The 22,505-nt window shown below is 71.6% G+C and carries 21 protein-coding genes; 6 read left to right on the top strand and 15 right to left on the bottom strand.

The genetic code is table 11. From position 1 onward, the window contains the following. Nucleotides 1-9 precede the first annotated feature (9 nt). Nucleotides 10-480 (top strand): hypothetical protein, encoded by a 471-nt coding sequence (locus Q0599_RS25190; RefSeq protein WP_298826663.1) that lies wholly within the window; start codon nt 10-12, stop codon nt 478-480. A gap of 10 nt (nt 481-490) precedes the next feature. Here Q0599_RS25190 and Q0599_RS25185 read toward each other — a convergent pair whose 3' ends face one another. From Q0599_RS25185 to Q0599_RS25120, 14 genes are all read right to left on the bottom strand, one after another. Further along, the gene (locus Q0599_RS25185) at nt 491-1,528 is read right to left on the bottom strand and encodes a PAS domain-containing protein (protein ID WP_298826665.1); all 1,038 of its coding nucleotides are present in this window, start codon (nt 1,526-1,528) and stop codon (nt 491-493) included. 41 nt (nt 1,529-1,569) lie between these two features. Further along, on the bottom strand, nt 1,570-2,439 hold the full coding sequence (locus Q0599_RS25180; RefSeq protein WP_298826667.1) for a HAMP domain-containing sensor histidine kinase: 870 nt from the start codon (nt 2,437-2,439) through the stop codon (nt 1,570-1,572). Between the two features lie 10 nt (nt 2,440-2,449). Then, nucleotides 2,450-3,202, bottom strand: a complete 753-nt coding sequence (locus Q0599_RS25175; protein ID WP_298826670.1) for a response regulator transcription factor — start codon at nt 3,200-3,202, stop codon at nt 2,450-2,452. A 9-nt stretch (nt 3,203-3,211) separates the two neighbouring features. Next, on the bottom strand, nt 3,212-4,186 hold the full coding sequence (locus Q0599_RS25170; protein WP_298826672.1) for a YeeE/YedE thiosulfate transporter family protein: 975 nt from the start codon (nt 4,184-4,186) through the stop codon (nt 3,212-3,214). 13 nt (nt 4,187-4,199) lie between these two features. Further along, nucleotides 4,200-4,472 (bottom strand): carbonic anhydrase, encoded by a 273-nt coding sequence (locus Q0599_RS25165; RefSeq protein WP_298826675.1) that lies wholly within the window; start codon nt 4,470-4,472, stop codon nt 4,200-4,202. Nucleotides 4,473-4,479: 7 nt separating this feature from the next. Further along, nucleotides 4,480-5,634 carry a patatin-like phospholipase family protein gene (locus Q0599_RS25160; protein WP_298835494.1) on the bottom strand — a complete coding sequence of 385 codons (1,155 nt, stop codon included), beginning with the start codon at nt 5,632-5,634 and terminating at the stop codon, nt 4,480-4,482. 19 nt (nt 5,635-5,653) lie between these two features. Next, on the bottom strand, nt 5,654-6,232 hold the full coding sequence (locus Q0599_RS25155) for a sigma-70 family RNA polymerase sigma factor (RefSeq protein ID WP_298835492.1): 579 nt from the start codon (nt 6,230-6,232) through the stop codon (nt 5,654-5,656). Nucleotides 6,233-6,255: 23 nt separating this feature from the next. Continuing rightward, complete coding sequence (locus Q0599_RS25150; protein WP_298835490.1) at nt 6,256-7,038, bottom strand: 3-hydroxybutyrate dehydrogenase; 783 nt, start codon at nt 7,036-7,038, stop codon at nt 6,256-6,258. Between the two features lie 10 nt (nt 7,039-7,048). Beyond that, entirely contained in the window at nt 7,049-8,404 is a 1,356-nt protein-coding gene (locus Q0599_RS25145; RefSeq protein WP_298835488.1) for an FAD-dependent oxidoreductase, read from the bottom strand. A 35-nt stretch (nt 8,405-8,439) separates the two neighbouring features. Continuing rightward, nucleotides 8,440-9,477, bottom strand: coding sequence for an L-histidine N(alpha)-methyltransferase (gene egtD / locus Q0599_RS25140; RefSeq protein WP_298835486.1), 1,038 nt, complete (start codon nt 9,475-9,477; stop codon nt 8,440-8,442). Then, nucleotides 9,474-10,592, bottom strand: coding sequence for an SUMF1/EgtB/PvdO family nonheme iron enzyme (locus Q0599_RS25135; RefSeq protein ID WP_298835483.1), 1,119 nt, complete (start codon nt 10,590-10,592; stop codon nt 9,474-9,476). The genes egtD and Q0599_RS25135 overlap by 4 nt, the downstream gene beginning before the upstream one ends. Continuing rightward, nucleotides 10,589-11,977, bottom strand: coding sequence for an FAD-containing oxidoreductase (locus Q0599_RS25130; protein WP_298835481.1), 1,389 nt, complete (start codon nt 11,975-11,977; stop codon nt 10,589-10,591). The genes Q0599_RS25135 and Q0599_RS25130 overlap by 4 nt, the downstream gene beginning before the upstream one ends. A 64-nt stretch (nt 11,978-12,041) precedes the next feature. Beyond that, the gene (locus tag Q0599_RS25125) at nt 12,042-12,527 is read right to left on the bottom strand and encodes a DUF302 domain-containing protein (RefSeq protein ID WP_298835479.1); all 486 of its coding nucleotides are present in this window, start codon (nt 12,525-12,527) and stop codon (nt 12,042-12,044) included. A 23-nt stretch (nt 12,528-12,550) separates the two neighbouring features. Continuing rightward, nucleotides 12,551-13,060, bottom strand: a complete 510-nt coding sequence (locus Q0599_RS25120) for a cupin domain-containing protein (RefSeq protein WP_298835477.1) — start codon at nt 13,058-13,060, stop codon at nt 12,551-12,553. Between the two features lie 214 nt (nt 13,061-13,274). On the opposite strand from Q0599_RS25120, the gene Q0599_RS25115 reads away from it, so the two are divergent. From Q0599_RS25115 to miaB, 4 genes are all read left to right on the top strand, one after another. Beyond that, nucleotides 13,275-18,509 (top strand): AAA family ATPase, encoded by a 5,235-nt coding sequence (locus tag Q0599_RS25115; RefSeq protein WP_298835475.1) that lies wholly within the window; start codon nt 13,275-13,277, stop codon nt 18,507-18,509. Nucleotides 18,510-18,644: 135 nt separating this feature from the next. After that, nucleotides 18,645-18,875, top strand: a complete 231-nt coding sequence (locus Q0599_RS25110) for a hypothetical protein (protein WP_298835473.1) — start codon at nt 18,645-18,647, stop codon at nt 18,873-18,875. A gap of 183 nt (nt 18,876-19,058) precedes the next feature. After that, a complete protein-coding gene (locus tag Q0599_RS25105) occupies nt 19,059-19,439 on the top strand; it encodes a hypothetical protein (RefSeq protein ID WP_298835471.1) in 381 nt (126 codons plus the stop codon). Nucleotides 19,440-19,450: 11 nt separating this feature from the next. Beyond that, on the top strand, nt 19,451-20,803 hold the full coding sequence (gene miaB, locus Q0599_RS25100) for a tRNA (N6-isopentenyl adenosine(37)-C2)-methylthiotransferase MiaB (RefSeq protein ID WP_298835469.1): 1,353 nt from the start codon (nt 19,451-19,453) through the stop codon (nt 20,801-20,803). 7 nt (nt 20,804-20,810) lie between these two features. On the opposite strand, the gene Q0599_RS25095 is transcribed toward miaB, so the two are convergent. Beyond that, on the bottom strand, nt 20,811-21,104 hold the full coding sequence (locus Q0599_RS25095) for a hypothetical protein (protein WP_298835467.1): 294 nt from the start codon (nt 21,102-21,104) through the stop codon (nt 20,811-20,813). A gap of 103 nt (nt 21,105-21,207) precedes the next feature. Here Q0599_RS25095 and hemA point away from each other — a divergent pair, with 103 nt between their 5' ends. Then, nucleotides 21,208-22,491: a glutamyl-tRNA reductase gene (gene hemA, locus Q0599_RS25090; protein WP_298835465.1), complete on the top strand. Its 1,284-nt coding sequence runs from the start codon at nt 21,208-21,210 to the stop codon at nt 22,489-22,491. Nucleotides 22,492-22,505 lie beyond the last annotated feature (14 nt).

Here is a 22,505-nt window from a genome sequence, read left to right as displayed (position 1 = left end):
GCTGCCGCGGTGGTGATCATCCTCGGCAGCGCAGCGCTCGCCTGGCCGCTGGCGCGGCGGCTCGGCACCGACCCGCGCGCGCTCGCGCCGACGGTCGTGTCCGGCAACGTCGGACCGGTGGGGCTGCCGGTATCGATGCTCGCCTTCGGCACGGAGGGCTTGGCGCCGGCCTTGCTGCCGGTGCTCTCCGACCTGCTGCTCTTCACGCTCGGCGCGCGTCTGGTGGCCACGCCCTGGCACGCCTGGCGCATCGGCAGCCTCGGCGGCGTGGCCGCCGCCGTGCTGGCCATGCTGCCGCTCGAGCCGCTGCAGCGCGGCACGCTGTTCGTGTTCGCCGCCCTGCCGCCTGCGGTGTTCAACTTCCTGCTCGCCGACCGATACCAGCGCGCCCCCGACGACGTGGCCTCGATGGTGCTGGTCGACCCCCTGCTGGCGCTGCTGTTCCTGCCCGTCGGGCTGGCGCTGGCCTTCGGCGGCTGAGCGCCGTGCCTCAGCGCTGCAGGGCCTGGCAGCGCTCGATCTCCGCCGCAGCGCGCGCCAGGAAGATGCGGTAGATGCGCTCCATCAGCAGGTCGTCGCCACGCGGCCGCGTGTCGAAGATCGCCAGGTGGCCGAGCACGCGGCCGTCGCTGCCGGTGATCGGCATGCCCAGGTAGGACTCGTAGCCGGCCTCGCGCGGGAACAGCGTCGCCAGCCGCTCGCGGTGGAAGCAGGTGCGGCCCTGCTGCACGACCTCCTCGCACGGCGTGCCGGCGAGATCGAACTCGAAGCTCTCGCGCGTGCCGCGGCGTGCCGACCAGTAGCCCAGCGTGCGCACCCGTGTCGGCGGTGCATCGGCACACTCGGTGATGAACGCGCACTCGACCTCCAGCGCGCGCGCGAAGTGCTCGACCAGCGCGTCGAAGAAGCCCGCGCCGCTGGTGGCGGCGGTGCCGTCAGCGACCGCGTCGAGCACCGCCTGCACGCGACGCAGGGCCGTCACGTCGGTGTCCAGCCCGACGACGCGGTAGGGCGCCCCCGATTCGCGCCGGATCGCCACCGCACGCGACAGCACGTGGCGCACGCTGCCGTCGCGGTGGCGCAGGCGCAGCGCCTCGTCGACGTGCGGCGTGGCGCCCTCGAGGTGGCGCTGTAGCGCGGCCTCGAAGCCGGCACGGTCATCCGGGTGCATGCAGTCGCGCCAGGCCGGCAGGCTGTCGGGCAGTGCGTCCGTCTCGTAACCCAGCATGCCTTTCCAGCGCGGCGACAGCTGCACCGTGCCGGTGGCCAGTTCCCACTCCCACAGGCCGTCCTGGCTGCCGCGCACGGCCAGCAGAAAGCGCTGCTCGGCCGAGCGCAGCCCCGCTTCGGCCTGGGCACGCGCGGCCTCGCTGCGCTCGACTTCGGCGCGCTGCGTGGCCAGGGTCTGTTCGAGCAGAGCGACGCGGGCAACCAGTTCGCGGCGCTGCCGGCGGGCCCGGCCGGCCACCCAGCCGAGCGCGACCAGCAGCGCAAACAGGGGGGCGAGGACAAGGGGCTGGCTGAGCATGGGCATTCCTTCCGGAGGCGTGAACGGCGAACGGCCGGTGCTCAGGCGGCCATGCCTTGGGGCCGGGCCGGGGCATGTGCCGCCGGCAGATCGAACGACACCACGGTGCCGGCCCCGGGCGTGCTGCGGACCGCGAGCTCGCCGCCGTGCAGACGCACGATGCGACGTGCGATCGCCAGACCGAGCCCCGGCGAGGCGCCCACGCCCTGCACGCGCGAGGCGCGGTCGTAGCGGTCGAACAGGCCCGGCAGGTCGGCGGCAGCGATGCCTTCGCCGGTGTCGCTCACCGTCAGCGCGGTGCGCGTGCCGTCGGCGAGCATGCCGATCGTCACGCTGCCTTCCGCCGGCGTGTGGCGCAGCGCGTTGTCGAGCAGGTTCTCCAGGACGCGTGCGACGAGCGCGAGGTCGGCGTGCACGCGCGGCGCGGCCGCTGCGTTGCAGGCCGCCAGGCGCACGCCGCGCTGCCGCGCTTCGTGGCCGAACTTCTGCACCACGTCCTGCACCAGTTCGCCGAGCGCGAAGTCCTCCGCCTGCGGCGCCAGCTCGCCGGCCTCGAGCCGCGTCAGGTCGAACAGATCGTTGAGCAGGCGGCCGAGCTTCTCGCCCTGGCGCGCCGCGGTGAGCAGGTAGTTGCGTTCCTCGGCCGGCCCGAGGCTGCCGTGCCGCAGCAGCAGCAGCTCGAGGTAGCCCTGCATGGCCGCCAGCGGCGTGCGCAGGTCGTGGGAGACGTTGGCCAGCAGTTCACGGCGCTGCAGCGCCACACGTGACAGCTGCGCGTCGCGTTCGGCAAGCTGCAGCTCGAGCGTCGCCACCCGACCGGCCAGCTCGGCCTCGCGGCGGGCGCAGCGCCGATGCACGAACCACCCGACCAGAGCCAGCCCGGCGACGAGCAGAAGCAGCAGCGCATCCATCGCCGCGTGCTCAGCTCGTGCGCTCGGCGAACCGGTAGCCCACGCCCCAGACGGTCTGGATGAACTCGGGATTGCCCGGGTCGCGCTCGATCTTGCTGCGCAGCCGGTTGATGTGCGAGTTGACGGTGTGCTCGTAGCCGCTGTGGTGGTAGCCCCAGACCTGGTCAAGCAGCTGGGCGCGGGTGAAGACGCGGCCCGGCGCGCGCGCGAAGTGCGCGAGCAGCTCGAATTCCTTCGCCGTCAGCTCCAGCGGCTGGCCCTGCAGCCGCGCCTCGTGGCGCTGCAGGTCGATGCGCAGTGCGCCCTGCTCGATGAGCTGCGCCTGCGGCGCCTCCTGCGCGCGCGCGGCCGCCACCACCTCGGCGCGGCGGAAGACGCCCTTCACGCGCGCCGCCAGCTCGAGCATGCTGAAGGGTTTGGTCAGGTAGTCGTCGGCGCCGAGCTCGAGGCCCAGCACGCGATCGAGTTCGGAGGACTTGGCGGTGAGCATCAGGATCGGCGTGTGGTGCTCGGCGGCGCGCAGTCGCCGGCAGATCTGCAGGCCGTCCAGGCGTGGCAGCATCAGGTCGAGGATGACGAGGTCGTAGCGGCCCTCCTGCGCCTCGGCCAGGCCGGTCACGCCGTCGTCGACCAGACGGCATTCGCAGCCCAGCTCGGCGAGTTGCAGCGTGACCAGGCGGCCGATGTCGGGGTCGTCCTCGATCACCAGCACGCGCCGCGTGACGCCTGGGCCCACCTTGGCTGGGTTGACCTGCATGACCATGAAGTCATTCTAGGAAGCGGCCGTGGCGCGCTCGCCGCCGTGATCGAATTGTGAGAAAGCCAGGCGGGCCAGCCCGATCGCCGCGCACATCGTGGCGAAGCCGACCCAGGCGTAGGGCCACAGCAGCGGCATGCCGACCAGGATCAGGCCGTCGTTGCTGCCGGGGATGAGCAGCGTGCCGGCGCCCATCAGGGCGCCGCCGGCGGTGCAGCGCAACAGGTCCCATGCGCCGATGCGCGTCGCGCGGAAGCGGCCGGCCGTCCAGCCCCCCCACACCGCGCCGGCGAGCAGCGCGACGGCCAGCGCCAGCCGCGCCGGGAGGCTGGTGGTCATGCCGCGTGCCAGCGCGGCCAGCGCGTCGGTGTAGGCCCAGGCACCGACGAGCAGCAGCATGGCCAGGAAGGTGATGCCGATGACCGTGGTCGCCGCGTGCGGCGCCCAGACCCGCTCGCGCCAGCGCGCCAACCCGCCGCGACGCAGCGTGCCCAACAGCCGCCAGGCGACGAAGACGAGGAAGGCGCCGAGCGCGATGCCGGGCGCGGCGAGCACCGGCGCGCCGCCGGCCAGCGGCTGCTGCGGCGGCGCGAACAGCCATGGCACCGCCAGGCAGCCGAGGTAGAAGCCCAGTGGCGTGGCGGCATAGGCCCATTCGCCCGAGCCGAGCCGCGCGATCGCGCCGAACACGCAGGCGCGGTTGAGCCAGGCGCCCAGGCCGAGCAGCGCGCCTCCGGCCACCGTCCAGACGCTCGTGGCATAACCGGGCGGCAGCTGCGGCACGAGGTCGGCGGCGCGCGCAGCCAGCAGCCCGCCGGCGACCCACAACGCAGCCTCGCCGAAGGCGGCGAGGCGGCGCGCGCTGCGCTTGCCCAGCAACTCGTCGACCGCGGCGACGGTGCAGGTGGCGCCGCGCTGGATCGCGAAGCCCATCGTCGCTGCGCACAGCACGGCGAGGGCGAAGGCCACCGAGGCCAGCATGATGTCCATCGTGCCAGTCCCCTCAGTGACCGACCACGCCGGCGTACTGCAGCACCGACGGCAGGTTGATGTCGGTGCTGACGACCAGGTTGGCGATGTCGCGATGCACGAACATGTCGCCGGGGTGCGTGCCGGTGAGCCGGTCCGGGCCGACGCGGCTGTCCGAGCAGCCGATCCACAGGCATTCCGGGTGCTGGCCCTCGGCCAGGCGCTCGAAGTCGGCGGGGTCGTCGCGCAACCGCTCGGCGACGAAGGCACGGTTGTTCGCCGGCAGGGTCTCGATGTCGTGGATCACATCGGCCTCAGCTGTGCTCGATCACGCCCTCGATCGGGTCGCTGCTCGCCGTGGACCACGGGCTGCGCTCGACCATGCGCAGCGTGTCGGCGTAGCCGGCCTGGCGGCGTGCGCGCACGCCGGCCGGCGTGAAGTCGATGTCCTTGGTGTGGTCCTCGCCTTCGAGGCGCGGTGCCACCAGATGGGCCACGTGCATGGTGGTGCCGCAACCCCAGGCGGCCAGCTCCTTCACCTGCGCATCGTTGCGCCGCGACGGCGGGACCTGCCGGTGCAGCTCGCGGATCACGTGGCGCAGCTTGTGGATCTGCTTCTGACGGGCGATGTGGCTGTCGGCGCGGCTGGCGTACTGGATGTCCTTCTGGCGGCCCATCACCTGCCAGATCGATTCAGGCTCGGGGCCCTGCTGGTGCCACACGTTGACGGCAAAGATCAGCGAGTCGCGCCGCGGCTTGTCGTCGAGCACCGCCTCGATCGGCGTGTTCGAGTAGATGCCGCCGTCCCAGTAGGGTTGGCCGTCGATGCGGATCGCGCCGAAGGCCGGCGGCAGCGCGCCCGAGGCCATCACGTGCTCGACCGACAGCCTCTCGTTGCGCGTGTCGAAGTAGCGCATCGCGCCGCTGACCACGTTCACCGCGCCCACCGTCATGCGCGTGCGGCACTCGCACAGGTAGTCGAAGTCGACCAGCTCGAGCAGCGTCTCGCGCAGCGGCGCCGTGCTGTAGTAGGACGCCGACTCGACGCCCAGCGGCGCCGCCGAGCCGCGCAGCGCGTGCAGGTTGGGCGTGAAGAAATTCGGGATGCCGCGCCACACCGTGGCCAGGTTGCTCGCCGTGTTGCCCAGGCCCAGCCAGTCGAACGCCGAGACGCTGCCAAGCGCCGACTGCATCTGGTCCCAGAAGCCATGCAGCTGCGCGATGCGGCGCTCCGGCGGGTTGCCGGCGATCAGCGAGGCATTGATGGCGCCGATCGAGGTGCCGATCACCCAGTCGGGCTCGATGCCTGCCTCGTGCAGCGCCTCGTAGACGCCGAGCTGGTAGGCGCCCAGCGCGCCGCCGCCTTGCAGCACCAGCACGACCTGCCCGGGCAGCTCGGGGCGGCGCCGCGCAGGCAGCGGCAGGGGTCCGTCGATCGGCTCGATGGCAGGCGGGCGGGTCTTGGCCATGTCGGTTTCTGGTGGTGGGTCAGGCGGCACGCGCAAGCGCCGTGCCGGCCGGACGCCAGTGGGTGCGCAGCGCGCCTTGCAGGCGCTGGCGGGCGCGATGCAGGATCACCGCCAGGTGGTTGGCGGTCACGCCGAGCTCGCTGCAGATGTCCTCGGTCTCGGCCTCCATCCAGTTGCGCATCAGGAAGGCGCGGCCCTGCTGCGGCGGCAGCTGGCGAAGCACCTGCTCGAGCTGCGCCATGAACTGCCGCTGGCTGAGCCGTTCCTGCGGATCGCCCCAGTCGGCCGGGGCTTCGACCACGCCTTCGCCCGCTGCCTCGGCCAGCAGGCCGACATCGGCTTCGTCGGCATCGGCGCTCTCGTGCATCTGGCACTCGCGCGTGTGGCGGCGAATCTGGTCGACCAGCTTGTGCTTCAGGATGCCGACCACCCAGGTGCGCAGCTGGGCCCGGCCGGCGAAGCCGCCGGCGTTCTCGAGGGCGGCCACCAGCGTCTCGGACACCGCGTCCTCCACCCAGGCGTCGTTGCGCAGGCGCTGACGCGCCATACGCACGAGCATGGGACGCAGTGCGACGAGCTGTTCGGCGTAGTCTTGCATGGCAGTTCTCCGTCGGGGGGCGGTCAGTGCAGCGTCCAGCCACCGTCCATGGCCAGCGCGGTGCCGGTCATCGAGGCGGCGGCGTCGGAGGCGAGGAACACCGCCAGCGCGGCCAGCTCCTCGACGCGGACGAACTCCTTGCGGGCCTGGTGCGACAGCATCACGTCGCGCACCACCTGCTCGGGCGATATGCCGTGCGCGCGGGCCTGGTCGGCGATCTGCTTGTCGACCAGCGGCGTCTTCACGTAGCCGGGGCAGATGGTGTTGGCGGTGATGCCGAACTCGGCGAGTTCGACGGCCACCGTCTTCGACAGCCCGACCATGCCGTGCTTGGCCGCGACATAGGCCGACTTGAACGGCGACGCGGTCAGCCCGTGGGCCGAGGCGACATTGATGATGCGGCCGAAGCGGCGCGCCTTCATGCCGGGCACGACGGCCTTGATCAGATGGAAGGCCGAGGACAGGTTGATGGCCAGCACCGCGTCCCACTTGGCGTCGTCGAAGTCCTCGACCGGCGCGACATGCTGGATGCCGGCGTTGTTGACGACGATGTCGACCTTGCCGAACTCGGCCTGCGCCAGCGCGGCCATCGCGCGGATCTGCTCCGGCTGGCTCATGTCGGCGCCCGAGTAGCGCACCTTGACGCCGAACTGGCGCTGCAGCTCGGCGCGCGTGAACTCGATCTCCTCGGCATTGCCGAAACCGTTGAGCAGGATGTCGGCACCCTGCTGGGCGAGGGCGCGGGCCAGCCCCAAGCCGATGCCGCTGGTGGAGCCGGTGACGATGGCGGATTTCTGCTGAAGCATGGTGTCGTTCCTAGGGGTGGGGACGGGAGAGGGAGGCGAGCGGGGCCGGCGCCGGATCGGCGTCGGCCTCGTGGGTGCGCGTGAAGCGCAGATGCGTGATGTCGGCGGCGAAGAACATGCCCCAGGTCCACTCGACCCAGATGCGCAGCTTCCGGCCGAGGGTCGGCATGCGCAGCAGGTAGACCGCGCGCCACAGCAGCCAGGCCGGCAGGCCGGTGAGCTGCACGCCGGCGACCTGCGCGACGCCCTTCAGGTGGCCGGTGGTGGCCATCATTCCGCGCGTGACGTGCGCGAAGGGCTGCGTCGGTTGGCCGGCGATCGAGGCCAGCAGGTTGCGCGCCAGCGCCTGGGCCTGTGCGACGGCAAACTGCGCGGTTGGCGGTGCGAATCTCGCCGGCGCGGCCGGCCCCGTCTCGGCCGGGCGATGGCGGTCGCCGGCGTGGTTGCGCACCAGCGCGCAGTCGCCGATCGCCCACACGCCGACGGCACCCGGCACCGACAGGTCGGCGGCGGTCTCCACGCGGCCGCGCTGCAACGGCAGGCCGAGGCGCTCGGCGAGCGGATTGGCGCGCGTGCCGATGGTGCAGATGACAGTGGCCGACTCGAGGCGGTCGCCGCGCTCCAGCGTCACGCCGTCGGCGTCGAGCTGCGTGGCGCGCGCACCCAGCCGCACGTCGACGCCGCGCGCGCGCAGCGACGCGGCCGCCGACAGGCCCAGCGGCGCCGGCAGCTCGAGCAGCAGCCGCTCGGCGTCCTGCAGCAGCGTGACGCGCAGTTCGTCGGCGCGCACGCGCGGGTAGTAGCGCCGCGCGCCGGCCAGGAAGTCGGCCAGTTCGCCGGCCACCTCGACCCCCGAGAAGCCGCCGCCGACGACCACCATGTGGCCGAGGCGCCGGCGGATCGTCGGATCGCTCTCCAGCTCGATGCGCGCGATGCGCTGCAGCACGCGGTTGCGGATGTGCAGCGCGTCGCCGACCAGCTTGAGCGGCAGCGCGTGCTCGGCCAGGCCCCGCACCAGCGCGAGGTTGGCGCGCGTGCCGAAGGCGAGCACCAGATGCTCGTAGTCGATGGCCTGCAGTCCGGCCAGCGTGCTCGCCTGCAGCGTGCGCCGCGCGGTGTCGACCGCGACCACGCGCCCCATCACGAAGCGGCTGCGCGTCAGCATCTGGCGGATCGGCGCGACGACGTGCTCGGGGAACACCGAGGCGCCGACCACTTCGGCCAGCATCGGGTTGAAGGTGGTGTAGCTCTCCTCGCTGACCAGCACCACCTGCCAGCCGGCGGGCAGGCGTGACTCCAGCGCGCGGGCCAGCGTGGTGCCGGCGAAGCCGCCGCCGACGATGACGATGTGGCGTGGGGTGTCCATGAGGTGCAGTCTGGTCGGCAGGATTCACGCGCCCGTCAACCACCGATCACGTTTCGATCACGTTCGGCGGCCGCGCACGCCCCCTGGGGCAGCCGCTCGATCACGTGCAGCGCGAAGCGGGACTGCCCGTCCATCCACAGCTGCCGGTGTGCCCAGCCGGCGCGCTGCGCCAGCGCCTGGAACTTGACGATGCCGAACTTGTACGAGTTCTCGGTATGGACCGATTCGCCCGCCGCGAAGCGGAAGCTGCGGCCGAGCACGGACACGCGCTGGGTGTATTCGCTCACCAGGTGCATCTCGACGCGCTGCTGCGAACGCTCGTAGCGCGCCTCGTGGCGGAACGCGCTGAGGCTGAAGTCGCCGCCCAGCTCGCGGTTGATGCGCAGCAGCAGGTTCTTGTTGAACGCCGCGGTGACGCCCTGCGCATCGTCGTAGGCCGGCAGGAGCACGGCCGGGTCCTGCGTGGCGTCGGCGCCGACGACCATCAGCGCGCCCGGCCCGACCGCGGCACCGATCTGCTCGAGCAGCGCGACGGCCGCCTCGGGCACGAAGTTGCCGATCGTCGAACCGGGAAAGAACACCAGCCGCCGGCCGCCGGACCTCAGGCCGTCGAGCGGACCGAGGCGCGTGAAGTCGGCGACACGCGGCACGATCGGCAAGGCGGGGAATCGTTCGCGCAGCACCGCCACGGACTCGGCGAGGAACTGCGCCGAGATGTCCACCGGCATGTAGCAGGCCGGCGCGTCCAGCGCGGCCAGCAGCAGCGGCGTCTTGCGACTCGATCCGCTGCCGAGCTCGACCACGCTGGCCTGCGGCCCGGCGAGCGCCGCGATCTCGCCGGCACAGCGTTCGAGCAGCCAGGTCTCGGTGCGCGTCGGGTAGTACTCGGGCAGCCGCGTGATCTGCTCGAACAGCTCGGAGCCGCGGTGGTCGTAGAGCCAGGTGCAGGGGATGCTCTTGCGCTCGCGCGACAGGCCGGCGAGCACGTCGCGCGCAAACGCGGCGCCGAGCTCCGGCGGCGCGGGCGCGACGGCGGCAGAGGTGGATGGCAGGCGGTCGAGAACGGCACTCATGATCGGTCCTCCGCGAGGCGCAGGCCGGTGTAATGGCCACGCCGATGGGGTTGAAGACAGTGGCGATAGGTCGCGCGCAACGGCGTCACCGGGGTGGCGCAGGAACCGCCGCGCAGCACCAGGCGGCCGGGCTCGAACTTGCCGTCGTGCTCGCCGACGGGATGCGCCGGCGCCTGGTAGCCGGGATAGGGTCCCCAGGCGCTGGCGGTCCATTCCCACACCTCGCCGTGGCGCAGCGCCGGCGAGCACTGCGTCGCGACCTCCCACTCGGCTTCGGTGGGCAGGCGCTTGCCGGCCCAGCGGGCATAGGCGTCGGCCTCGTACCAGCCGATGTGGCACACCGGGGCGTCGGGGTCCAGCGGCCACTCGCCGGCCAGCGTCGCCTGCACCGGTTCCATGCAGCCGCCGCGCCAGTAGGCCGGCGCCTGCCACGACTGCGAACGGAGCAGCTGCCAGCCCTCTCGCTGCCACAGGTTCGCACGCCGGTAGCCGCCGTCGGCGATGAAGTCACACCACTCGCGGTTGCTCACCGGTTGCGCGGCGAGCGCGAACGGCCGCAGCAGCAGCTCGTGCCGCGGCTGCTCGGCCGGCAGGCAGACACCGTCCTCGTCGCGGCCGATCGCGACGCGGCCGCCGGCATGGTCGATCCACGCAGGGCCGCCGAAGCGGCGTGCGCTCGGACGCAGCGGCCCGCGCCCGTGCGGGGCCGCGCGCTGCGGATGGCGTGCGGCGCGCTGCAGCAGGTCGACCAGCATCTGCTCCTGGTGCAGTTCCTCGTGCTGCATGCCGTGCGTGAGCCTGGCCCGTCCCTCGGCATCGACGCTGTCGTCGAGCCAGGCGGCCACTGCCATGTCGACGCGGCGGCGCCGCGCCAGCAGCTGGCCGAGCAGCGAGCGCGCCGCAGGCGGGACGAGCCGCGGCGCACGAGGCAGCACCTCGGTCTCGAAGCAGCGTGTGACATGCTCGAGGTGCCACAGCGGAGAGTGCGCATCCGGGCCGGCGGGCGCGACCAGATCGTCCTCGCGCAGGCCCTCGAGCAGCGCGAGCGTGGCCTGGCGGCAGTCGCGGAAGCGCGCCATCAGCGGCGGGCAGGATCGCGCGGCCGCGGCGCTCATGACGCTTCCAGCGGCCGCAGCTGGCCCAGCAGCGTGGGAATCAGCTCGCTGACGGTGGGGTGGATGTGCACCGCGCGGCGGATCACCGAGTACGGCAGATCGCCGTACATCGCGTCGAGCAGTGCATGAATCACCTCGTCGCCCTCGATGCACAGCAGTGCCGCGCCGAGGATGCGCTCGCTGTCGGCATCGACCAGCACCTTCATGAAGCCCTGCGTTTCGCCACGCTCGCGCGCACGCCCGACGCGCGTCATCGGCAGCACGCCGACGAGCACCGGCCGGCCCGAGGCAGGCGCCTCCGCCTCCGTCATGCCGATGCGCGCCAGCGGCGGGTCGGTGAACAGCGCGTAGGCCGGGATGCGCTGGCTGACGCGGCGTGCGCCGCCGTCGAGCAGGTTCGCGGCCACGATCTCGTGGTCGTTGTACGAGGTGTGGGTGAAGGCGCCGCGCGCATTGACATCGCCCAGCGCCCAGATGCCGGGCACGCGCGTGCGCAGTTCGTCGTCGACCGGGATGAAGCCGCGCGCATCGGTCGCGATGCCGGCGTGCCCGAGCCCCAGGTCCCCAGTGTTGGGGCGGCGGCCGACCGCGGCGAGCAGGTGGCTGCCTTCGACGTCGCGCTCGACGCCGCCGGCACTCAGCGTCACGCGCACCTGGCCGCCCTCGGGCGAGCCGTCGACACGCGCGTTGCGCACGCCGAGGTGAAAAGCCACGCCTTCGCGCTCGAGGATGGCCTGCACCTCGCGAGAGACCTCGGGGTCCTCGCGCGCGATCAGGCGCTCGGCCACCTCGAGCACGGTGACCTTGCTGCCGAAGCGGCGGAACATCTGCGCGAACTCCAGCCCGATGTAGCTGCCGCCGGCGACGATCAGGTGCTCGGGCAGCGTGTCCAGCGCCATCATCGAGGTGTTGGTCAGCACCGGCACGCGCTCGATGCCGGGCCAGTCCGGCAAGGCGGCGCGGCCGCCGACGTTGATGAAGATGCGCGGCGCGCTGTAGACGCTGCCGCCGGCCTCGACCTCGTGCGGGCCGACGAATCGTCCGTGGGCACGCACCAGCGTCAGGTTTTCCATGCCGGTGAGCCACTGCGTCAGCCCGTCGACGGATTGCGCAACGATGCGGTCCTTGCGGGCCTTCACCGCCTTCATGTCGACGCGGACCGGTCCTGCCTGCACGCCCCAGTCGGCCGCATGGCGCGCCACGTGGGCGGCACGTGCGCTGGCCACCAGCGTCTTGGTCGGGATGCAGCCGTCGTTGACGCAGGTGCCGCCGAGGTGTTCACGCTCGATCAGCACGGTGCGCAGGCCGGCTGCGGCCAGCCGGGCCGCGAGGAAGGGGCCGGCCTGACCGCTGCCGATGACGATCGCGTCGCAGGGCGTGGGCATGGTTGTCTCCTGATTCGGGGGAGCGCGGCCGGCGCAAGCCTGCGCAGCGGCCGCGCGAACGCGCTCAGCGCGCGCGGATCGTCGAGGTGATCGAATCGACCACGCTGCTCGCCTTGGCGAACTGCTCGCCGCGGTCGGCAATGCCGTGGCGCTTCGCGATCCAGGCGAAGTCGGTGTACGCCGCCCAGACCACGCCCGCTTCGTCCTGCAGCACCAGCAGGCGCACCGGCCAGTCGAGCCCGGCGTAGGGATTGGCGGTGAGGAACTGGGCACCCAGCGGCGGGTTGCCGAAGGTCAGCAGCGTCGACGGCCGCAGCCTGATGCCGGCGTTCTTCGCCAGCTGCGCCTGGTCGACGGCCTGGAAGAACAGGATGCCCTTGGCCTCGATGTCGCGGCGCAGTCGCGCCACGGTCTCGTCCATCGGGTAGGCGCTGCGCACCTTGATCAGGCCGTCGGGGCCGGGCGTGGCCTGGGCCATCGCGGCCGGCGCGGCGACGAGCGCCGCACCGAGCGCGAAGGCCGCGGCGCCACGTTGAAGGAGCTTGTTCATGGCGGGGGTCCTTCGCAGCGGCGTCACATCACGTGCTCGTCCATCTGCGCCGCACCGGGGAACAGGTCGACCGAGATCAGCACGGCCGGCGTGCCGCCGGTGTTCTTCCACCAGTGCGAGGTGCCGTTCTTCTCCGGCGCGACGTCGCCGGCGCGGTGCACGATCGGCACCGCGCAGCTGCTGGCGTACTCGACCACCTCGCCGGAGACGATGTAGATCATCGCCGGGCGCTCGTTGTGGCTGTGCCAGGGCACGACCCCGCCGGGCTGGATGTCGAGCTGGCGCAGGCGGAACTGGCGGCCCTTGATGGCCGCCGGCTCCTTGGCCAGGTCGGTGCTGGCACGCACCACGTCCTTCACGCCGACCGGCGCGGTGGCACCGGGCTTCTGCCCCTGGCCGTCGGGGACACGCTTGTCGGCCGGGCATTCGCCGGCGAAGCTGACGCTGGCGGCGAACGCCAGCGCGGAGAAGGCGGCGACGCCGATCGCGATGCGCGGCCAGACGGAGGGGCGGTACAGGTTGATGGTGTTCATGGCGATGTTCTCCCGAAGGTCCGAGGGGTGGGTTTCCGGCCGTGCCGCGGCGGGTCTGCCGGGGCATCCGTGCCGCTGACAACTCTGGTGGCCGCGCTTCACGCCGGCGTCAACGAAAGTTCACGTGTTGGTCACGCGTTCTCACGCCGCGGGGACGCGCGCTAGAGTGCGTTCATGGGCAGGACCGGTCACCGGCCTGCGGCGGGAGGACCGCATGAACCCCGACTACCAGATCCTGGCGCCGCTGAGCGAGGACGGCCGCTTCGAGTTGCTGAGCGCGCGCCGCGTGCGCACCGGCGCGCCGGTGTTGCTGCGGCGCCTCAGGCAAGGGTTGGCCACCTCCACGTCGGCCGAGCTCGCCGCGCTGCAGCGCGAATGCGGCCTGACCGGCGCCGCTCCGGGCGCCGCGACGCTGCTGCCGCGTGTGATCGACGTGCCGCCGCCGGCGCTGCTGGTGATGGAGGATCCGGGCGGAGAGCTGCTCGCCCGGCGGCTGGCGCGCGGGCCGCTGCCGGTCGGCATGGCGCTGGCCGTCACGCTGCAGGTCGGCACCGCACTCGCCGAAATGCACCGCCGCGGCCTGCTGCACAACGGCCTGCGGCCCGGCGTCATCTTGTGCGGGCCCGACGAGGCGCAGGCCTGGCTGGTCGACTTCGACGACGCGGGCCCGCCGGGCACGCGGCCTGTCCCTCGCCCGGTAGCCTTGCCGCCGGGACGCCTGATCTACCTGTCGCCGGAGCAGACCGGCCGCCTGGAGCGCGCGCCCGACGTGCGCAGCGACCTCTACGCGCTGGGCATCGTCCTCTACGAGATGCTCACCGGCACGCCGCCGTTCCGCTCCAACGACCCGTTCGAGCTGATCCACTGGCACATCGCGGGGCGTGCCCGGGCGCCGGCCGCGCACGATCCGGCGATCCCCGATACGCTGTCGGCGATCGTCATGAAACTGATCGAGCGGGCACCGGACGATCGCTACCAGAGCGCAGCGGCCCTGGTGCAGGACCTGACCCGCTGCTCGCTCGACTGGGCCGCGCACGAGCACATCGCGCCCTTCGCGCTCGGGCGGCGCGACCTCGGTGCGCGGATCGCCGTTCCGTCGCGGCTGTACGGTCGCGAGCGCGAACTGCACCAGCTGCTCGAGGCCTTCGAGCGTGCCTGCCTGGGTCGGGCCGGCCGCTCGATGGTGCTCGTCGAGGGCTACTCCGGCATCGGCAAGACCGCGCTGATCCAGGAGCTGGTGCGTCCGATCGTGCGGCGCAAGGGTTACTTCCTGTCCGGCAAGTTCGACCAGGTGGCGCGCGGCGTTCCCTTCGGCGCGCTGATCCAGGCGTTCCGGGCGCTGGTGCGGCAACTCCTCACCGAGAGCGAGCCGCGCCTGGCGCATTGGCGCGAAGCGCTGGCCGGCGCGCTGGGCGTCAACGGCGGCGTGCTCGCCGAGGTCATTCCCGAGATCGAGTACATCGTCGGCCCGCAATCCGCGCCGGTGGCGCTGGGCAGCGTGGAGGCGCAGAACCGATTCCAGCGCGTGCTGCAGAACTTCGTCGCGGCGGTTGCGCGGCCCGAGCACCCGCTGGTGCTCTTTCTCGACGACCTGCAATGGGCAGACGCGGCCACGCTGGCGCTGCTCGAACCGCTGCTGACCGGCGGCGACTGCGGCTGCCTGATGCTGATGGGCGCCTACCGCGACAACGAAGTCGAGGCGACGCCGCGGCTGGCGCGCACGCTGGCCGCGCTCGACCGCGCCGGCGTGACGCTGCAGCGCGTCAGTCTCGGCCCGCTGGCCGGCGCCGACCTGGCGGAGCTGGTCGCCGACACCTTGCGCATCGGCGTGCCGCAGGCCGCGCCGCTGGCCCAGCTGGTGCAGCGCAAGACCGGCGGCAACCCCTTCTTCGTCATCCAGTTCCTCAAGCTGCTCGAACGCGAGGGCCACCTGCGCTTCGACGCCGACGCCGGCATCTGGCGCTACCGACTCGAGGAGATCGCCGGCGCGCCGCTGGCCGACAACGTCGTGGCCTTGATGACGAGCCGCATCCAGCGCCTGGCGCCGAAGTCGCAGTACGCGCTGACGCTGGCGGCCTGCATCGGCAGCCGCTTCGACGCCGGCACGCTGGCGCTGGCCAGCGAGCGGTCGCCGGCGGCACTCACCGAGGACCTGGCGCCCGCCGTCGACGAGGGCCTGCTTGTCGCCGTCGACGCAGCGGCGGGTGAGCCGACGAGCTACGCCTTCCTGCACGACCGCGTGCAGCAGTCGGCCTATGCGCTGATTCCCGCCGAACGGCGCGAGATGGTGCACCTCAGCGTCGGCAGGCTGCTGCGCGCGCGGGCTTCGGCCGAGGCCCTGGAGGCCGGCGCCTTCGACATCGTGCAGCACCTCAACCTCGGCCGCCGGCTGATCCGCGACACCGACGAGCGCCGTGCCGTTGCGGCGCTGAACCTTGCCGCCGGGCGCCGCGCCAAGTCGGCCACCGCACACGACAGCGCGCTCGAGCTGTTCCAGGCCGGCATCGAGCTGCTCGGCAACGCAGCCGACGACGAGCTCGACTTCGCGCTGCGCCTGGAGGCGGCGGAGAGCCGCTACTTGTGCGGCCAGTTCGATGCCGCATTGGCCGACCTGGGCGCCCTGCTGGAGCGCCCGCGGCCCGCGATCGAGCGCGCCCAGGTCGTGCGGCTGCGCAGCGTGGCGTTCGAGAACATGGGACGTTACGCCGATGCGCTGGCCAGCGCACACGAGGGCCTGGCGCTGTTCGGCCTGGTGTTCCCGAGCGTGCCGTCCGACAAGGCGCTCGCGCTCGAGCGGGAGATCGCCGCGATCGACTCGCTGCGCGGCGCGCGCGACATCGCCGCGCTGGCCGATCTGCCGCGCATGACCGACGAGTCGATGCGCCTGCTGATGCGCATGCTCACCGACATGTGGTCGGCCGCCTACATCCTCGGCGACCCGACGCTCGCGCGGCTGATCTCGGCGACCATGGTGCGGCTGTCGCTCGAGCACGGCAATGTCGAGGAGTCGGCCTACGGCTACGTGACGCATGCGATCACGGTCGGCCCGGTGCGCGGCGAGTACGCCGGCGCCCACGCCTACGGGCTGCTCGCGCTGGAAGTGAACCGGCGCTTCGACGACACGCGCCTGCGCGCCAAGATCCACCAGCAGTTCCATGCCCACGTCAACCTGTGGTGCCAGCCGTGGCGTACCTGTCTGCCCTATGCGCGCGAGGCCTGCCGCGCCGGACTGGACAGCGGCGACTTCCTCTACGCCGCCTACGGCGCCGGCACCGAGCCGTGGGCCGCGCTGATGGCCACGCAGGACCTGGGGCGCTTCGTGCAGGACTACGCGCCGAGCGTGGCACTGATCGAGCGGCTGAAAAACCCCGGCTTCGCCGACTCGCTGCGCATGATGCTGGCGTGGGCCCGCGCCCTGCAGCGCAGCGGCGTGGCGGGCACGTCGCTCGACGACGGGGAGTTCGTCGAGGCCGAGTACCTGCGCCGCTACCGCGACAACCCGTTCTTCGCCAGCATCCATGCCGCGATGCGCGTGCCGCTGTGCGTGCTGCTGGGCTCGTCGCAGCAGGCGCTGCAGGCGGCCCGGCACTCGGCGTCGCTGATCCAGCATGTGCCGGGCACGGTGTGGCCGGTGCTGCACGACTTCTGGCACGCGCTCGCGCTGGGCGCACCCGTCGAGAACCTGCACGACGAGGGTGGTGTCACGGCGCTGGCGGCGCTGCGCGAGGCGCAGCGCGGCTTCGAGGAGCGCGCCGCGCATTGCGCCGAGAACTTCGGCACCCAGGCGCTGCTGCTGGCGGCCGAGATCGCCCGCATCGAGGGCCGGCTGCGGGACGCGATCGAGCTCGCCGAGCAGGCCATCGAGTTCGCCGCGTCGCGCCCGCTGCTGGCGCTGGAAGCGCTGGCACACGAAATCGCCGTGCGGCTGCGCTTGCGCCACGGCCAGCCGCGCCTGGCCGAACTGCACCTGGCCCAAGCGAGAGAGCGCTATGCCCGCTGGGGCGCGTCGGCCAAGCTGCAGGCACTGTCGCTCGAGTTCGGCCAGCTGGACTCCGGGGGCGGACAAGGCGAGGCCGCAGCGGCAAGCGAAGCGATCGAGGCCGTCCGCCGCGATGACTGGCGGGGCGAGGCCGTCGACGGTCTCGACCTGCTGAGCGTGCTCAAGGCCTCGCAGGCGATCGCCGAGGAGGTGGACTTCGACGCGCTGCTCGCGCGGCTGATGCGCATCGCCATCGAGAATGCCGGCGCCGAACGCGGCGCGCTGGTGCTGGAGACCGACGCGGGACCGGTGGTGCACGCCGACGACAGCACCGATGCGTCGAGGGCGGAGTCCGGGGTCGCGCTCGACGCCTCGCACTGCGTTCCGCAGGGCCTGGTGCACTTCGTGCGGCGTACCGGCGAAACGTTGCGCCTCGAACAGGATGAGATCGAGGAGCAGCATGGCGGTGAGGCCTACCTTCACGAGAATCGCCCGCGGGCGCTGATGTGCCTGCCGCTGCGCAAGCGCGGCCGTGCCATCGGCGTGCTCTACCTCGAGCACCGGCGCGCCGACGACGTGTTCACCCTGCCGCGGCTGCGTACGCTGGAAATGCTCGCCACGCAGGCCGCGGTCTCGATCGAGAACGCGCGCCTGGTCTCGGGGCTGCGGGCCGAGGTGGTGCAGCGGCAGCAGGCCCAGGACGGGCTGGCGCACGCGCTGGCCGAGGTGCAGCGCCTAAAGGACGACCTCGAGGCGGAGAACACCTACCTGCGCCGCGACCTGATCGCCAACGTCTCGCACGACCTGCGCACGCCGCTGGTCGCCATGCGCGGCTACCTGGAGGTGCTGGCCAGCCGCGGCGACACGCTGGGTGCCGAGCAGCGTACGCAGTATCTCGGCGTCGCGGTGCGGCAGAGCGAGCACCTGGCCACGCTGATCGACGAGCTGTTCGAGCTCGCCAAGCTCGACTTCAAGGGCGTGGCCCTGGAGCGCGAGCCCTTCCCGTTCGACGAGCTCGCTGCCGACGTGCTGCAGAAGTTCCAGCTCGCTGCGGAGCGGCAGCAGGTGGCGCTGGAGGTCGACGCGCCGCAGCGCCTGCCCTTCGTCGAAGCCGACCTCAGCCTGATGGAGCGCGTGCTGGAGAACCTCATCGGCAACGCCCTGAGGCACACGCCCCCCGGTGGCCGGATCGTGCTGAAGGTGTGCAGCGACGGCGAGCAGCTGGAAGTGCGCGTGGTGGACAGCGGGCACGGCATTCCGGCTGCGCAATTGCCCTTCGTGTTCGACCGCTTCTACCGTGGCGAGAAGAGCCACCACGGTGATGCCGGCGGCGCGGGACTGGGCCTGGCGATCGCGCGGCGCATCGTCGAGCTGCATGGCGGCGGCATCGGCGTCGACAGCGACGGCGCCAGCGGCACCACGTTCCGGTTCCAAGTTCCGCTGCGCGGGGTCGGACCGGGACATATCTGAGCCAGCCTGCAGGGCAACCGTCGTCGCGGCCACCGTATGGCGCCCCCTGGATCGTGGGCCCCGAGTCCGAGGGAGCCGAACGCCGCCAGCACCCTCCGTTCTCGACAATCGCCGCCGACAAGGGAGAACTTGGCGATGAGATTGACTCTGCTGATGCAGCGCTACCTTCGCCTGCGGCACGAGCTGTCTGTGGCCTACGGCGCACGTCCGTGGCCGACACAGCGAATCGACAGGCTCGCGGACCGCATCGTCGCCACCGAGCGCCTCATCGCCACCGTCATCGCCCGCGGCGAGGGGCGGGTCGAGGAGCACCGTGTCGACCCGCCGCTTCCGCACTCGCGGGTGCCATGCCGCCCTCACGGGTAGCCGGGTCGTAACGCAGCGGGAAGTGATCGTCGCCTGGCACGCAGGTACACTTTGCCTCCTGTCGCTCTCGAACGCTTCCGCCGCCGCACCACGGTCGCCCTGGGACGGTTCTCGCCCGGCGCGAGCCCCTTGTCCGAGAACGGCGCCGCTCACCCGCTCCCCGGCAGCCACTGGATCCACACCATGTACCGCTGTTTCATCGCCCTGCTGGCGGCCCTGCTGTGGGCCAGTCCCGCGGCCGCGCAGTCGTTGCGCAAGTTCCCGCCGAGCGCATTGCGCGGCAGCTTCCAGGTTCTGCAGGCACCGGAGGTCGCCCTGAATGGCCAGCCGGCACGTCTGTCGGCCAGCGCGCGCATTTTTGGGCCCGACAACCTGATCAAGATGTCGGCGTCGCTGGCGGGCCAGAAGCTGCTCGTGCACTACACGGTCGACACGCAAGGCTACCTTCGCGATGTCTGGATCCTGACCGCGGCGGAGGCCGCCAAGAAGCCCTGGCCGAGCACGGTGCGCGAGGCGCAGACCTGGGCCTTCGACCCCGTCGCGCAGGCGTGGGCCAAGCCCTGAAGGAGCGCGCCATGACGGGCACCCCGGGCAGGAAGGTCTTCGTCAAGACCTTCGGCTGCCAGATGAACGAGTACGACTCCGACAAGATGGTCGACGTGCTCCAGGCGGCCGAAGGCTACGAGCTGACTGGCAACGTCGACGAAGCCGACCTCATCCTCTTCAACACCTGTTCGGTGCGCGAGAAGGCGCAGGAGAAGGTGTTCAGCGACCTCGGACGGATCAAGCACCTCAAGGCCAAGGGCGTGCTGATCGGCGTGGGCGGCTGCGTCGCCAGCCAGGAGGGCGCGGCGATCATCGAGCGCGCCCCTTACGTCGACGTGGTGTTCGGCCCGCAGACTCTGCACCGCCTGCCGGAACTGCTGGCGCAGCGGACGCGGCAGCGGCGGCCGCAGGTCGACATCAGCTTCCCCGAAATCGAGAAGTTCGACCACCTGCCGCCGCCGCGCAAGGAAGGCGCGAGCGCCTTCGTGTCGATCATGGAAGGCTGTTCCAAGTACTGCAGCTACTGCGTCGTGCCCTACACGCGCGGCGAAGAGGTCTCGCGCCCCTTCGACGACGTGCTCACCGAGGTCGCCGGCCTCGCGGACCTCGGCGTGAAGGAGGTGACGCTGCTGGGGCAGAACGTCAACGCCTACCGCGGCGCGATGGGTGACACGGGCGAAATCGCCGACTTCGCGCTGCTGATCGAATACGTGGCCGAGATTCCCGGCATCGAGCGGATCCGTTACACGACCAGCCACCCGAACGAGTTCACGCAGCGGCTGATCGACGTGTATGGCACGGTGCCCAAGCTGGTGAGCCACCTGCACCTTCCGGTTCAGCACGGCAGCGACCGCATCCTGATGGCCATGAAGCGCGGCTACACGGCGATGGAATACAAGAGCACCATCCGCAAGCTGCGTGCGGTGCGGCCGGGCATCAGCCTGTCGAGCGACTTCATCGTCGGCTTCCCCGGCGAGACCGAGGACGACCACGCCCGCACGATGAAGCTGATCGAGGACATCGGCTTCGACAGCAGCTTCAGCTTCGTCTACAGCGCGCGCCCCGGCACGCCGGCCGCGAACCTGCCGGACGACACGCCGCAGGCGGTCAAGCTGCAGCGGCTGCAGCAGTTGCAGGCGGCGATCGAGGCGAACGCCCGCCGCATCGGCCAGTCGCGCGTCGGCACGATGCAGCGCATCCTCGTCGAGGGCCCATCGCGCAAGGACCCGGACGAGTTGATGGGTCGCACCGAGTGCAATCGCATCGTCAACTTCGAGGGTGCCAGCCGACTGATCGGCCAGATGGTGGACGTACGCATCACGCAGGCCTATCCACACTCGCTGCGCGCCGAGGTGCCGCGGCGCGAGGACGTTGCGGCCTGAGGCGCGCTCAGCTGCGGGCGCCGCGCAGGCCGGCCCACCACAAGGCCAGCGAGCCGCTCGCCAGCATCAGGGCATAGCCGCCCATCTTGCCGTCGCGTCCGAAGACGACCAGCGCCGCGATCAGCCCCACCGTACAGCCGCCACAGGCCCAGGCTGCGAGCCGGCGCAAGCCGAGCGGACGCAGCTCGCGGGGCCACACCATCCGCGCCATCGCGGCGGTGATCAGGCCCACTCCCAGCGCGGGGGCAAAGAAGTTCAGCAGATGCCAGAGGGCGTCGAGGGGACCCATTCGCCAGCGCACGGGGAAATTGGGAAGATGACGTGGGCCTTGACTCCGGTCAAGCCCGGGGGATTGACGATCGGCATGATGCAGGCCGTCGGGGATCGAATTTTATAATCTGACCATGAGCGTCTTCGCCCTTGGCTTGAACCACACCACCGCGCCGGTCGATCTGCGCGGGCGGTTCGCGTTCTCGCCCGAGCAGATCGCTCCGACGCTGCGTGCGTTTCGCGAGCGCCTGCAGAAGTCCGGCGAGGTGGCAATCGTCTCCACCTGCAACCGGACCGAGGTCTACGTCGGGGCGAGCCCGTCGCTGCTGGCGCCGTCGATGGACTGGCTGGCCAATCTGGGTGGCGTGGACAGGCAGACGCTGCGCCAGCACTCGTATGTCTTCGAGGGCAGCGACGCGGCGCGCCATGCCTTCCGCGTGGCCAGCGGGCTGGATTCGATGGTGCTCGGCGAACCGCAGATCCTCGGCCAGATGAAGCAGGCGGTGCGCGAAGCCGACTCCGCCGGCACTTTGGGCACGACACTGCACCAGATGTTCCAGCGCAGTTTCGCCGTGGCGAAGGAGGTGCGCACCTCGACCGAGATCGGCGCGCATTCGATCAGCATGGCCGCCGCCGCCGTTCGCCTCGCATCGCAGTTGTTCGAGGACCTGCGCGACACCAAGGTGCTGTTCGTTGGCGCCGGCGAGATGATCGAGCTCGTCGCCACGCACTTCGCCGCGCGCATGCCGAAGGCTCTGGCGGTGGCCAACCGCACGCTGGAGCGCGGCGAGAAGCTTGCTGGCCGCTTCGGCGCCGAGGCGTTGCGCCTGTCCGACCTGCCAGCCCGGCTGGCCGAGTTCGACATTGTCGTGTCCTGCACGGCGAGCACGTTGCCGATCATCGGTCTGGGCGCGGTGGAACGCGCCATCAAGTCGCGCAGGCGGCGCCCGATGTTCATGGTGGACCTGGCCGTACCGCGCGACATCGAGCCCGAAGTGGCTCGGCTGTCGGACGTCTACCTCTACACGGTCGACGACCTGTCGGCCCTCGTGCAGACGGCGGGCGAGAAGCGCCAGGCCGCGGTCGAGCAGGCCGAGGCGATCATCGAGACCGGCGTGCAGGGCTTCGAGCACTGGCTGGGGCAGCGCGAGGCGGTGCCGTTGATCAAGGCGCTGCACCAGCAGGCAGACGACTGGCGGCACGCGGAGATCGCGCGTGCCCGCAAGATGCTCGCCCGCGGCGAGGATGTCGATGCGGTGCTGGAAGCGCTCACGCGCGGCCTGACGCAGAAGATGCTGCACGGCACGATGGCCGAATTGCATGCCGCCGACCCGGCACATCGCAGCCAGCTCGCGCACACCGTCTCGAAGCTGTTCCTGCGCCAGAACCCGCGCGACCCGGCGGACGAGCCGCGTTAGCGGCGCGCTGAGAC

It is taken from the genome of uncultured Piscinibacter sp., assembly GCF_937952055.1.
GTDB lineage: Bacteria > Pseudomonadota > Gammaproteobacteria > Burkholderiales > Burkholderiaceae_C > Piscinibacter.
This window is presented reverse-complemented; position numbering and strand designations above follow the sequence as displayed.

Coding starts and splice junctions, on each gene's coding strand:
- Q0599_RS25185 (WP_298826665.1), bottom strand. CDS start 1,528: ATGCTCAGCCAGCCCCTTGTCCTCGCCCCCCTGTTTGCGCTGCTGGTC.
- Q0599_RS25180 (WP_298826667.1), bottom strand. CDS start 2,439: ATGGATGCGCTGCTGCTTCTGCTCGTCGCCGGGCTGGCTCTGGTCGGG.
- Q0599_RS25175 (WP_298826670.1), bottom strand. CDS start 3,202: ATGGTCATGCAGGTCAACCCAGCCAAGGTGGGCCCAGGCGTCACGCGG.
- Q0599_RS25170 (WP_298826672.1), bottom strand. CDS start 4,186: ATGGACATCATGCTGGCCTCGGTGGCCTTCGCCCTCGCCGTGCTGTGC.
- Q0599_RS25160 (WP_298835494.1), bottom strand. CDS start 5,634: ATGGCCAAGACCCGCCCGCCTGCCATCGAGCCGATCGACGGACCCCTG.
- Q0599_RS25155 (WP_298835492.1), bottom strand. CDS start 6,232: ATGCAAGACTACGCCGAACAGCTCGTCGCACTGCGTCCCATGCTCGTG.
- Q0599_RS25150 (WP_298835490.1), bottom strand. CDS start 7,038: ATGCTTCAGCAGAAATCCGCCATCGTCACCGGCTCCACCAGCGGCATC.
- Q0599_RS25145 (WP_298835488.1), bottom strand. CDS start 8,404: ATGGACACCCCACGCCACATCGTCATCGTCGGCGGCGGCTTCGCCGGC.
- egtD (WP_298835486.1), bottom strand. CDS start 9,477: ATGAGTGCCGTTCTCGACCGCCTGCCATCCACCTCTGCCGCCGTCGCG.
- Q0599_RS25135 (WP_298835483.1), bottom strand. CDS start 10,592: ATGAGCGCCGCGGCCGCGCGATCCTGCCCGCCGCTGATGGCGCGCTTC.
- Q0599_RS25130 (WP_298835481.1), bottom strand. CDS start 11,977: ATGCCCACGCCCTGCGACGCGATCGTCATCGGCAGCGGTCAGGCCGGC.
- Q0599_RS25125 (WP_298835479.1), bottom strand. CDS start 12,527: ATGAACAAGCTCCTTCAACGTGGCGCCGCGGCCTTCGCGCTCGGTGCG.
- Q0599_RS25120 (WP_298835477.1), bottom strand. CDS start 13,060: ATGAACACCATCAACCTGTACCGCCCCTCCGTCTGGCCGCGCATCGCG.
- Q0599_RS25115 (WP_298835475.1), top strand. CDS start 13,275: ATGAACCCCGACTACCAGATCCTGGCGCCGCTGAGCGAGGACGGCCGC.
- Q0599_RS25110 (WP_298835473.1), top strand. CDS start 18,645: ATGAGATTGACTCTGCTGATGCAGCGCTACCTTCGCCTGCGGCACGAG.
- Q0599_RS25105 (WP_298835471.1), top strand. CDS start 19,059: ATGTACCGCTGTTTCATCGCCCTGCTGGCGGCCCTGCTGTGGGCCAGT.
- miaB (WP_298835469.1), top strand. CDS start 19,451: ATGACGGGCACCCCGGGCAGGAAGGTCTTCGTCAAGACCTTCGGCTGC.
- hemA (WP_298835465.1), top strand. CDS start 21,208: ATGAGCGTCTTCGCCCTTGGCTTGAACCACACCACCGCGCCGGTCGAT.